This is a genomic window from Clostridium ihumii AP5 (assembly GCF_000612845.1).
Lineage (GTDB): Bacteria > Bacillota > Clostridia > Clostridiales > Clostridiaceae > Clostridium_J > Clostridium_J ihumii.
In genome coordinates this window covers 1-12,102 of sequence record NZ_CCAT010000021.1, presented here as the reverse complement: position 1 = coordinate 12,102, position 12,102 = coordinate 1, and the positions used below count along the sequence as shown (strand labels likewise).

The 12,102-nt window shown below is 27.3% G+C and carries 8 protein-coding genes and 1 riboswitch; of the genes, 6 read left to right on the top strand and 2 right to left on the bottom strand.

Annotated features, from left to right (window positions below; genetic code table 11):
* The first annotated feature begins 107 nt into the window (after nucleotides 1-107).
* The gene (locus tag BN346_RS04180; protein WP_034439778.1) at nucleotides 108-959 is read left to right on the top strand and encodes a 3-hydroxybutyryl-CoA dehydrogenase; all 852 of its coding nucleotides are present in this window, start codon (nucleotides 108-110) and stop codon (nucleotides 957-959) included.
* A 38-nt stretch (nucleotides 960-997) separates the two neighbouring features.
* Here the strand turns inward: BN346_RS04180 and BN346_RS21510 are convergent, their stop codons facing one another.
* A complete protein-coding gene (locus BN346_RS21510) occupies nucleotides 998-1,159 on the bottom strand; it encodes a hypothetical protein (RefSeq protein ID WP_158644442.1) in 162 nt (53 codons plus the stop codon).
* An 887-nt stretch (nucleotides 1,160-2,046) separates the two neighbouring features.
* Here BN346_RS21510 and BN346_RS04175 point away from each other — a divergent pair.
* The 3 genes from BN346_RS04175 to gltA all read left to right on the top strand — a co-directional run bounded on the left by BN346_RS04175 (nucleotide 2,047) and on the right by gltA (nucleotide 7,282).
* Nucleotides 2,047-3,147, top strand: a complete 1,101-nt coding sequence (locus tag BN346_RS04175) for an RICIN domain-containing protein (RefSeq protein WP_034439775.1) — start codon at nucleotides 2,047-2,049, stop codon at nucleotides 3,145-3,147.
* A 759-nt stretch (nucleotides 3,148-3,906) separates the two neighbouring features.
* A riboswitch (glycine riboswitch) is annotated at nucleotides 3,907-4,028 on the top strand.
* A gap of 1,011 nt (nucleotides 4,029-5,039) precedes the next feature.
* Nucleotides 5,040-5,888 carry a sulfide/dihydroorotate dehydrogenase-like FAD/NAD-binding protein gene (locus BN346_RS04170; RefSeq protein WP_034439772.1) on the top strand — a complete coding sequence of 283 codons (849 nt, stop codon included), beginning with the start codon at nucleotides 5,040-5,042 and terminating at the stop codon, nucleotides 5,886-5,888.
* Between the two features lie 5 nt (nucleotides 5,889-5,893).
* Complete coding sequence (gene gltA, locus BN346_RS04165) at nucleotides 5,894-7,282, top strand: NADPH-dependent glutamate synthase (RefSeq protein WP_101541671.1); 1,389 nt, start codon at nucleotides 5,894-5,896, stop codon at nucleotides 7,280-7,282.
* Nucleotides 7,283-8,402: 1,120 nt separating this feature from the next.
* Here the strand turns inward: gltA and BN346_RS04160 are convergent.
* Entirely contained in the window at nucleotides 8,403-8,840 is a 438-nt protein-coding gene (locus tag BN346_RS04160) for a hypothetical protein (protein WP_034439768.1), read from the bottom strand.
* 2,204 nt (nucleotides 8,841-11,044) lie between these two features.
* On the opposite strand from BN346_RS04160, the gene BN346_RS04155 reads away from it, so the two are divergent.
* Together BN346_RS04155 and BN346_RS04150 are read left to right on the top strand one after the other, a co-directional pair.
* Nucleotides 11,045-11,221: a carbon storage regulator gene (locus BN346_RS04155; protein WP_034439766.1), complete on the top strand. Its 177-nt coding sequence runs from the start codon at nucleotides 11,045-11,047 to the stop codon at nucleotides 11,219-11,221.
* A 300-nt stretch (nucleotides 11,222-11,521) separates the two neighbouring features.
* Nucleotides 11,522-11,887: a four helix bundle protein gene (locus BN346_RS04150; RefSeq protein ID WP_034439764.1), complete on the top strand. Its 366-nt coding sequence runs from the start codon at nucleotides 11,522-11,524 to the stop codon at nucleotides 11,885-11,887.
* Nucleotides 11,888-12,102 lie beyond the last annotated feature (215 nt).

Below are 12,102 nucleotides of genomic sequence, written 5' to 3'. Positions count from 1 at the left end.
GGAAATAACTTAAATTTTTTTAATTTAGTTAGTTAAATTTAAAACAAACTTTTGTCTTTTTATGACGAAGGTATGTTTAAATATATATAAAATTGGGGGTAGTTTCAATGAAAAATGTATGTATTATAGGTGCAGGTACAATGGGTGCTGGAATAGCACAAGTTTTTGCAACTAAGGGCTATGAAGTTACTATGTTAGTAAGAAATATGGAGAAATACAACAATGTTAATCTTCCAGGAATAACAAAAAGATTAGAAAAATCAGTTGCTAAAGGAAAAATGACTGAAGAAGTTAAAAATGAGATTTTAGGCAGAATATCTGGAACTGATAAAATGGAAGATGTAAAAGATGTAGATTTAATAATCGAAGCTATAGCAGAAAATATGGAAACTAAAAGAGCTTACTTTGATAAATTAGATAAAATTTGTAAACCAGAAACAATCTTTGCTTCAAACACTTCATCACTTTCTATAACAGAAATAGCTAGTTATACAACTAGACCAGAAAAAGTTATAGGAATGCACTTCTTTAACCCTGCAACAGCAATGAAACTTGTAGAGGTAATAAGAGGTATGGCTACTTCTGATGATACATTCACAACAATAAGAAATTTAGCAGCAGAAGTAGGTAAAGAACCTGTAGAAGTTAAAGAAGCTCCAGGATTTGTTGTAAATAGAGTATTAATACCTATGATAAATGAAGCTATAGGAATTTTAGACCAAGGAATAGCTACTGTTGAAGGTATAGATAAAGCTATGATGCTTGGTGCAAACCATCCAATGGGACCTTTAGCATTAGGTGATTTAATAGGTCTTGATGTATGTCTTGCTATAATGGACGTATTATATAAAGAATCAGGAGACTCTAAATACAGAGCAAACAGCTTATTAAGAAAATATGTTAGAGCTGGATACCTTGGAAGAAAAACAAAAAGAGGATTCTACGACTATACTAAATAATAGTTTGAAGAAGATTTCTTAAAATATAATAGGGTTAGTTAAAAAACAAAGCCATTGAAATAGAATGCAAATTCTAAATCAATGGCTTTATTTGTTTTTACATAGGTAAATGTTATTAAATTATTAAAATGTGCAAACCAACCTGTAGGCGAGGTTTTAACCTTGCAATTGAAAGTTATTAGTTTGAGTAATGCAGCCATATCCAAAACCGCCAAGACTGAAGTCTCAGCTACGAAGGGGTAATGAGTTAATGTAGCAATCTTTGTAGGGGAGAATTCAGTCTACACAATTAAAATACAAATAAAGAGACTATGAATGAAATGAATAGTGTCATCAATAACTGTCAAATGTCCATTGTCAACTGTCAATTGGTAAAGTAGGGTGGAATTCATTCCACCTGGACTTAGAAGAGTATCCAAATCAAAGACCGCCAAAGTTAAAACCTCAGCTACGAATGAGTAAGAAAGTTAATGTACCAATCTTTGTAGGATAGAATTTATTCTACACAATTAAAAATATAAATCAAGATATTGTGAATGAAATGAATAATATCATCAGTAACTGTCCAATGTTCATTGTCGACTGTCAATTGGTAAAGTAGGCGAGGTTTTAACCTTGCAATTACACGATATTATTTTAAATTTTTTAGGCACTGACTTTACGTGTTAAATTAAGTATCTTATTAAAAAGGGAGACTAAACTAATATGAGGCAATTATCTATGATATGTCCGTCCTTTTTGTTGATTAGTATCTTTGAAGACAAAATCAATAAAATTTAGCAAGGATACATTACCGCCAAGACTAAAGTCTCGTCTACAAAGGGAGAAGAAAATTTGTGCCAATCATTCTAGGCGAGAATTTATTCTTGCTGTTATACGTTAGTATTTTAAATTTTATATCTATATTAAAGACCACCCAGGTTAAAACCTCAGCTATGAATCAGGAATAAATTTAATTAATACAATGTATACGAATAAATTTATTTGTTAATAAAGTGTAAAAGTACAAAATGAATGTAATTTTGTAACAATGCAAGGAGTATTAATAAAAGTGGAAAAAATAAAATATACAATAGGGGGTTATGCAATGACAAATAAAAATTATGAGGGAAATGTATATAATATTCAATGCAAGCATAGTGGAAAGGTTTTAGATATATATAAAGGATTAAAGGATGACAGCACTAAAGTTATTCAATATGACTTCAATAATGGTGATAATCAAAAGTTTTTACTTTTTTCATTAGATGATAATAGCTATATGATTGGTGCAAAGCATAGTGGAAAGGTTTTTGATATTTATGGGGGAAGTAAAGATGATGGTGCAAATTTAATTCAATTTACTCCACATGGAAGTGGTAATCAAAGATTTTTAATGAAAAGTAGTGAAAATGATGTGATTATAGAAGCAAAACATAGTGGAAAAGTTTTAGATGTTTGTAAAGGTAAAAAGGATAATGAAGTACAAATAATACAATATAGAGAACATGGAGGAGACAATCAAAGGTTCATTTTGAAAAAGGTAGAAGATGCAAATATGCCTAAACCTAGCAAGTTAGAAGAATTAGTAGATGTAGTAATTCCAAGACTAAAAGATTTTGATACAATACTTCCAGAAAAAACAGATGAAGTCAGAGTCAGTGAAACTCTAATCCCATATTTTTGTGTAAATGATGACACGTTTGACTTAGCAACAGCAATAAAGAAAACACCTTATTATAAATTAGCAAAAGTAGAGTATTGGAAAAAGCTTTATCAAATAGAGTTTTCAGGAGTTTTTGATGAAACAAAGAAAGTTACTTATAAATCAGGAATGTCAGAAGAAAAAAACAAACAATTCACTAATACAACAAGTATATCTGTTGGAGCAGATTTAGGATTTTCTTTTTATGGACTTACAGCAAAACTATCAACTCAAATTTCAAATGAATTAAGAATTTCTCAAAGTACAACAACAACAAGTGTGCAAGAGACAACAATCGAAGAAACACTAACAACAACAGATTCAAGAAAAGGAAAAAGATTTATAGTTGCTAAATGGTGTCTTGTTGATAAGTATGTATTAGAAAGAGCAGATGGAACTATAGTAGATACATGGAGTTTATCAAATACAGATGTAACAAAAGAAGATGCATATCCAGCATCACCAGAAAATGCTTTTAAATCAACTTTTAAAGTTATAGAATAGAAAATAATAATAACTCTAGAAAATCTTTAAAATATATAATTAAAGATTTTCTAGAGTTTATATGTGTTATTTCATAAAACTAATATATAGGGTTCCAAGTTCAAATTCAAAGTAATCTTTTTATCAAATGATAATACTAATCTTACAGTCTATTCTATTAGCATATTTGGAACAAATTAAGAACTAAGAAGTAAGAGTGAAAAGTGAATAGTTATGGTGAATATTATTCACTTTGTTCTTAATATTTATATATGCAATTTCATAAAAACTAAGTTTTTATAAGCTTTAATTAATTTGTTCTATAAATTATTTTAAAAGTTAATTTTAAAAACTGAGCTTTTAGGTTTATACTTCATTGTTAATTTTTATACGCTAGTTTAAATATCTTTTTACCAATAAAAATAAAAATAAATTCATTTTCCATATTGGATTCATATATAAAAGTTTTGTATATTTGCATAATTATTTATAATATATATGAGATTAATTTTAAATTACAATTTTTTTACTTGTATTTATAATTATATAAAAAAAATTATAAAATTTATCAAAGGATTTTATCAAAAAATTAAAAAATTCAAATAATATAAACAATTCTTATTGACTATATCAATAGAAAAATATAAAATATAAGAGAAAAGAAAATATTTAGTGGATGAAAATTGTTGAAGATATTCTAATATTGATAGAATAACCGAAGAAGAAATGAATATTATAGCTATGGTGTATTCAAAAACTTTCAGGTAACATACAATAATTGGACACAACCCTGGAGAGATCATTTTAGAATTAGATGAATAATTATTCTATTATGGCATCGAAGGAGAAACTCGAGATTTTATCTTGGGGAAACTTTCAGATAAAAGGACAGGTGTAAATAGCATTTATTTTTGTGCGTATTTACAAGGTCTATTTTTTTATATTTATAAATTATGGACAAGCTCACTATTAAGAATAAATTTTATTTATTACAATGAAATTAAAAATATATAGATGGCTTGTATTATTATGCAAAAAATAATTTTAAAAATATCAACTTTTTTTCATATATAAAAAATTTGCATATATGAAAAAATAAAACATAGTATGTTATTGGGGCAAAAATAAAGGATACAACATTGAAGAATAAAATTTAAATCTGAAATTATTAATTAATAATTTTAGAAGTTAAAATATTAAAGTATAAATCTATATAGCAATATAAGTTTTAAAAAAATAAATTAACAATGAGTGGTAAAACTTAAGTATCAGTTTTTTTGAATTAATTTTTAGTTGGTTCCAATATAAAAATATGAATAAAATGTGATTTAAGTAGTATTATTTGATAAAGATATTACTTTGAATTTGAGTTTGGAACTTTATGTATTTGGAAAAGTTTCAATATTAAATTTATTGAGCGAAATTTTGATTTAAGTTGAAAAAGATAACGTTTAACTTAGTGTAAATCAACGGTAATACATAAAATAATGTATTTAAAGTTTAAATATTGAAAAATAAAGAAAAAGAATAATTAATATGATATACTATAAATGTAATTGTATAACACATTTAATACACTTTTATTATATGATTAAAGTTAATTAATTTTAAAATAGAATTGAGAATGAAGAACTGAATATAAAAAAATAATTTCAATTTTTCATTGTCAATTTTCAATTAATTTCAAAAGTAAAATTTAAGATTTTATTTTTGAAATTACATACAGGGGTCTAAGGTGAAACTTTAACATAATTCTTTTAAACTTAGATATCCTTAATAGTAAAACATGTATATAAATGCATTAATATTGACTTTTATTTTTAGAGTAAATATTAATTAAATTTTAAACTTGTTTTTCTATAAAATATTAAAAGTGGACAAACAATATTATATTGAATTTGGAGGAATTTGGAATGTATAAGATAACCGAAAAAAGAGATTTAGCTCCTAATATATTCTTAATGAATATAGAAGCTCCAAGAGTTGCTAAATCAGCTAAACCTGGTCAATTTATAATCTTAAGAAATACTGAAGATGGAGAAAGAGTTCCTTTAACAGTTTGTGATACTGATCCAGTAAAAGGAACAGTTACTATAGTAGTTCAAGCTATGGGTTGCTCAACTAAAGAATTAGCAACATTTAATGAAGGGGACTATGTACATGATTTTGTTGGACCACTAGGTGTTGAATCAGAATTATTACATGAAGATATAGAAGAACTTAAAAACAAAAAAATATTATTTATAGCAGGTGGAGTTGGTGCTGCGCCAGTTTATCCACAAGTTAAATGGTTACATGAACATGGTGTAAAAGCTGATGTAATAATGGGATTCAAAAACAAAGAAATGGTAATCCTTGAAGAAGAAATGAAATCTGTATCAGGAAATGTATTCACTTGTACAGATGATGGATCATATGCATTCAAAGGTATGGTTACAGCTCAATTAGAGGAATTATACAACCAAGGTCAAAAATATGATTTATGTATTTGTATAGGACCTATGATAATGATGAAATTTGCTTGTAGATTAACAGAAAAATTAAATCTTCAAACAGTAGTAAGTATGAACCCAATAATGGTTGATGGAACTGGTATGTGTGGAGCTTGCAGAATTACTGTTGATGGCGAAACTAAATTTGCTTGTGTAGATGGACCAGAATTTGATGGACATAAAGTTGATTTTGATCAAGCTATGAGAAGATCTGGAATGTACAAAGCTGAAGAAGCTCAAAAAAGCTGTAGATTAGGAGGTACAAAATAATGGCTATAGATAGAATGAAAAGAACTCCAATATCAGAGCAAGATGCTAAAGTGAGAGCAACAAACTTTGAAGAAGTTTGTTTAGGATATAATGAAGAGGAAGCTGTACAAGAAGCTTCAAGATGTTTAAATTGTAAAAACAAACCTTGTATGAGCAAATGCCCAGTATCAATAGATATACCTGCATTTGTACATGAAGTAGCAGCTAAAAATTTTGAAGAAGCAGCTAAAATATTAAATAAATACACTGCATTACCAGCAGTTTGTGGTAGAGTTTGTCCACAAGAATTACAATGTGAAAGCAAATGTGTTCTTGGAATAAAAGGAGAAGCTGTTGCAATTGGTAAACTTGAAAGATTTGTTGCTGACTGGTCAAGAGAACATGATGTTGACTTATCAGAAACAGCAGAAAAAAATGGTAAAAAAGTAGCTGTTATAGGATGTGGTCCTGCAGGAATAACTTGTGCAGGAGAACTTGCTAAAATGGGTTACGATGTAACTGTATTTGAAGCATTACATGAAGCAGGTGGAGTTTTAGTTTATGGTATTCCAGAATTTAGACTTCCAAAAGAAACAGTTGTTAAACATGAAATAGAAAACCTAAGAAAATTAGGTGTTAAAATAGAAACAAATGTAATAATAGGTAAAACTATAACAGTTGATGAATTAATGAGTGAAGAAAACTTTGAAGCTATATTTATAGGTTCAGGTGCAGGTCTTCCAAAATTCATGGGAATCAATGGAGAAAACTTAAGTGGAGTATTCTCAGCTAATGAATTCTTAACAAGAAATAACTTAATGAAAGCATTCAAAGAAGATTCTCCAACACCAATTAAAGCTGGTAAGAAAGTTTGTGTTGTAGGTGGCGGAAACGTTGCTATGGACGCAGCTAGAACAGCTTTAAGATTAGGTGCAGAAACTCACATAGTATATAGAAGAAGTAAATCAGAACTTCCAGCAAGAGCTGAAGAAGTACATCATGCAGAAGAAGAAGGCATTATATTTGACCTTCTAGTTAATCCAGTTGAAATCTTAAGTGATGAAAATGGTTGGGTTAATGGTATGAAATGCATAAAAATGGAACTTGGAGAAGCAGATGCATCAGGCAGAAGAAGACCAGTAGAAATACCTGGATCAGAATTTGTAATTGATTGTGACACAGTAATAATGTCACTTGGAACATCTCCAAACCCATTAATACCTTCAACAACAGAAGGATTAGAAACAAATAAAAGAAAATGTATCGTAGCTGATGAAGAAACAGGAAAAACTTCAAAAGTTAAAGTATACGCTGGTGGAGATGCTGTAACAGGTGCTGCAACAGTTATCCTTGCTATGGAAGCTGGTAAAAAAGCTGCTAAAGCAATAGATGAAGACTTAAAAAACAATAAATAATTAATAAAAAAGCTTAAAATAAAAAAATATATATAAATAAAAAAACTAACATCAAAAAAACATTTTAACAAACTTCAGAAAAATAGTTTCAATGAAATTCATTGAAACTATTTTTTTATGTAAAAATTAAAATTTGTCCCAATCTCCGTAGGCGAGGTTTTAACCTTGCAATTGCACGATGTTATATTGAAGGTTGTAGCCAAATCAAAAACCGCCAAGACTAAAGTCTCAGCTACAAGGGATTAATAAGTTAATGAAACACCTATTTGGTAGGGTGGAATTCATTCTACCTTATTAAAATACAAATCAAGATATTATGAATGAAATGAATAATATCATCAATAACTGTCAATTGGTAAAGTAGGCGAGGTTTTAACCTTGCTATTACACGTTATTATTTTAAATTTTAAAAATTATTGATTTAAACGTAGGGTGGAATTCATTCTACCTGGACTTAGGATAGTATCAAAATTAAAGACCGCCAAAGTTAAAACTTCAGCTACAAAGGAGTAACAAAATTAATATAACAACATTTGTAGGGTAGAATTCATTCTATCCTATTAAAATACAAATTAAGATATTATGAATGAAATGAATAATATCATCCATAACTGTCAAATGTCCATTGTCAACTTTCAATTGATAAAGTAGGCGAGGTTTTAACATTGCTATTACATGTTATTATTTTAAGTTTAAAAAATTATTGATTTAAACGTAGGGTGGAATTCATTCTACCTGGACATAGAAGAGCATCAAAATTAAAGACCGCCAAAGTTAAAACTTCAGCTACAAAGGAGTAACAAAATTAATATAACAATATTTGTAGGGTAGAATTCATTCTATTCTATTAAAATACAAATTAAGATATTGTGAATGAAATGAATAATATCATCCATAACTGTCAAATGTCCATTGGTAAAGTAGCCGGGATTTTAATCCCGGTTTTTTTGATATAGCAACAAGAGTTAGCAAGCCTCCTGGGACTGACTTCACTTGCTAGGTTAATTATCTAATTCAAAAAGGTAAGTAAATTATGAAATGGAAACTAGCAAATAAAGCGTCTGTCCCTCTTGTTGATTGGTATTTTAAAAAATTAAAAATAATAAAATCTAGCAATACTCTAATCAAAAAATGGATAATTTAAATCATTAATTTGATGACTACTTTCACTAGCCAATGGTGTTTCACTATTATCATTGTCATCATTTAACTCTTCATATTTTTTTATCAAATCTTTGACTAAAGCAATTTGTTCGTCTGTAGAACTATTTAAATACTCATTATATCCACAGTGATAAAAACAACCACTATAACTTGTATGATGCTTTCCATCTTTTAATCTTAAATCCATAGGGCAAACATGCTTTGTAGTATCTCTAGCCTTTAAATCATGTGTATTAACAGGATGGCTGTTAACTTCATCTATAATTCGTCTATTACCCATTTCTTCACAAAGACCAGAAAGTTTAATGCCATTTTGAACATTACTTATAATTTTCTTTAAAGTATAAATATACTCAGAATCAGAAAGCTCTTTATTTTGTAATGCCTTTATCATTTGTTTCACCTCCACATAATTAGATATATAGTGAAACAAGCTCAAACTTTAAGTTATTCATAAATTTTAAAATGCTAAGTTTATGAGCATGCATCACTATTTTGCGTTCCAATTTTTTGATTGAATAATTTAAATGTTAAACTTGGAACCCTATAGGAATGTAAGTTAAAACTTTAAGTTATTCATGTTTTAGTTGAGAAAGAGCAATTTAAAGTGTTATACAAAATTAACGATGAACAATTAACAATGAAGGATAAAACTGAAGTATCAGTTTTTTTAAATCAATTTTTATGATAATTTGTACAGCAAATTAATTGAAAACAATATAAAAACGTAGTTTTTAGGTATTTAAAATAATTGTCAATTTTCAACTGGTTCCAAATATAAATTGTGATATCTCTAGTATGATTTGAGAAAGAGATTATTTTGAATTTCAACTTGGAACCCTGTACAAAAACAGGAATAAACTATAATGTTGCTAGTATCATCTGATAAAGCTATTATTTTTGATTAAACACTTTAATCTGGTTTTTAAAATTGTTAACGAACAACATTGTTGAATTTAAAATAAATCTATAAATATCACTTTATAAATGCATATAAAATCTAAATTATACATACTATGTAATGATTAAAGGTTATATTTATTCTAATTGAAAATATTTTGCTTGTCCAAAATTTTCATGACAAGAAAAAAATAGTTAAAAATCACTTAAAATATATAGAAAGAAAAAATCAATAGTTTAAAAATATAAAAATTAAAATTTTTTATTAAGTAATTGTAAATAATGAAGTAAGCTAAATTTTTTCATAAAAATAATATATAATTTAAAAACACAAAAACTAACAAATTTGATTTCAAAAGTTAATAACATTGTACACACAAAATCTTCAGAATTGTTGATAACTTTTCAATAAAACAAATACTAGTTGTGGATTGTTGCACTAAAATTCAGATAATAAAAAATTATACACAGATAAATTGTTGCTAACTGTAGTATTAACAGATATTAAAATAAAAATAGCAGTAAAATTCTACATCATAAGACAAACTTTTTATTAAAAATAGACATAAAAATTAAAAACAGTTAGTAATACACAGGTAAAATGTTTATAAATTCAAACTATTCACAATCTAATGTGTATAAGTTCCTTAATGTGTGGATAACTATTGAATAAATTGTGATTATTAACAGTTATAAAATTACATAAAATACTAATTAGTGTTAAACACAAAATAAATGTAGAAAAAGCATAACAATGATACAAAGAAAAATGTCAAAAAATATTAATAAATTGAAACTCTACTAAAATAAAAATGAACAAACTATACTGTTTCAACTTATAATAACTTTAATGTGCTAATTGGATAAATTTTTATTCGTAATGTGTAGTTCAATCTTGATGAACGTATAAAATAAAGATTAATAATATATTTTTTAATTTGCAGTTGGGATTATTTTTTCACTGTAGCCGGGAAATCATTCTTGCTAGTACATATTATTTTAAATTTAAAAAATTATTGATTTAAACGTAGGGTGGAATTTATTCTACCTGGACTTAGAAGAGCATTGAAATCAAAGACCGCCAAAGTTAAAACTTCAGCTACAAAGGAATAAGAGGTTTCATTAAAAATAATTCTATAAAACCTCTTTGTTCTAAATTAATATTTTTAAAACTTAAACAAATAAAACCTAGTGAAAATATATTACAATGATGAAATTTTATTTTTAATTCGTAGATGGGACTTCAATCATGATGGTCTTTGATACGAATATAAAACAAATGAACAAAGAGTATGAATTGTACCTATATATATTTGTAGGAAAAAAATTTATCAAATAGCATTGAATTAGATTAATTTACCATATATAATGTTATTTAGAAAGTATAGAAAAAGCTTTCAACGTCTTGAGAATTTTTATAAAAAAGTTATAAAAAAGTGTAAAGTATATAATTGTTAATACGATAAAATAAATATAACTCAGGAAGAGTTCTTCGGTTTACTGAATCTTTCAGGATGAAAGATAAATGGAAGCTCTTTAAAAGGGCTTCCTGTAAATTACATTTTAAATTAACTAAATATGAAAATACTCAGGATGAGCAAATTGTACCTTAAAAAATTCCAGCAGGAAGCTGGAAACGCTAGGGTTTGTTTGCTCATTGTTTATTTTAAAATGCGAATTTATGAGGGGGATTTATAAGTGCTAGTATTAGGACGTAAGCCAGGAGAATATGTGGTAATTGATGACAAAATAAAGGTGGCAGTAATCAAAAGCGAAGATGGTCATTTAAGACTTGCAATTGATGCACCAAAAGAAATAAAAATCAAAAGAGGCGAACTATACGAAGAAGAACAAAGACTACTAAAACAAGTGTAAACAAATATTTGATTTAGTACAAGCCTTAAAAACTAAATACCAAGACGTTCAGGAAGAGCGGTTTTCTTTAAGAATCAGCAGGATGCTGTGGAATAAAGAAAACCGCTCTTTTTTATTTATAAAAATCCCCTCTCAGCCCAGAAAAAAGCTGAGAAGTAAAAACAAAACAACCAACCGAATAAATTAACTCAGCAATGTCCAACATCAAAATGTAAGGCATTGAAAATTAAAAATGGAGAATTGAAAATAACAAACTCAAAAATCAATTCAACACAACTGATTAATTTAGGAGGATGACAAATGAAAGAAAGTTTAATTTATAGCAAAGCATTTGATTTTGCTATAGAAATAGTAAATTTATATAAATATTTATTCTTTGAGAAAAAGGAATATGTACTTTCAAAGCAAGTACTAAGATCAGGCACTAGTATTGGTGCAAACATCAAAGAAGCTTTACAAGCGTCTAGCAAACGAGATTTCTTGATGAAAATGAATATATCGTTAAAAGAGGCTTCTGAAACAGAGTACTGGTTAGAATTGTTAAAGGCAACTAAATATATAGATGCTAAAGATTCCTACGGAATTATAAACCAGTGTAAAGAAATAAATAGAATATTAAATTCTATTGTTAAAACAACTAAAAATCAATTGCAAATTGATAAGTAATGAAGTAAAAAAGTTGCAACAAAGTTGCTAAATAGTAATTAAAAGTTTCTTATGCCTAAGCATAAAAACAGCCTTCACTGTCAATTGTCAATTGTCAATTAAATAGAATTGGCAAAAAGAAAATTTGAATTTAAAAATCAATCTGATTTTTAAAATAAATAAAAACATCTGTACGAAAGGAATTGTACAGCAAATTCAAGGAGGTATTTTAAAAT

Excerpts from the sequence above, each read along its gene's own strand:
- BN346_RS04175 (WP_034439775.1), top strand. The coding sequence starts at position 2,047 with ATGACAAATAAAAATTATGAGGGAAATGTATATAATATTCAATGCAAG.
- BN346_RS21510 (WP_158644442.1), bottom strand. The coding sequence starts at position 1,159 with ATGGCTGCATTACTCAAACTAATAACTTTCAATTGCAAGGTTAAAACC.
- BN346_RS04180 (WP_034439778.1), top strand. The coding sequence starts at position 108 with ATGAAAAATGTATGTATTATAGGTGCAGGTACAATGGGTGCTGGAATA.
- BN346_RS04170 (WP_034439772.1), top strand. The coding sequence starts at position 5,040 with ATGTATAAGATAACCGAAAAAAGAGATTTAGCTCCTAATATATTCTTA.
- BN346_RS04150 (WP_034439764.1), top strand. The coding sequence starts at position 11,522 with ATGAAAGAAAGTTTAATTTATAGCAAAGCATTTGATTTTGCTATAGAA.
- BN346_RS04160 (WP_034439768.1), bottom strand. The coding sequence starts at position 8,840 with ATGATAAAGGCATTACAAAATAAAGAGCTTTCTGATTCTGAGTATATT.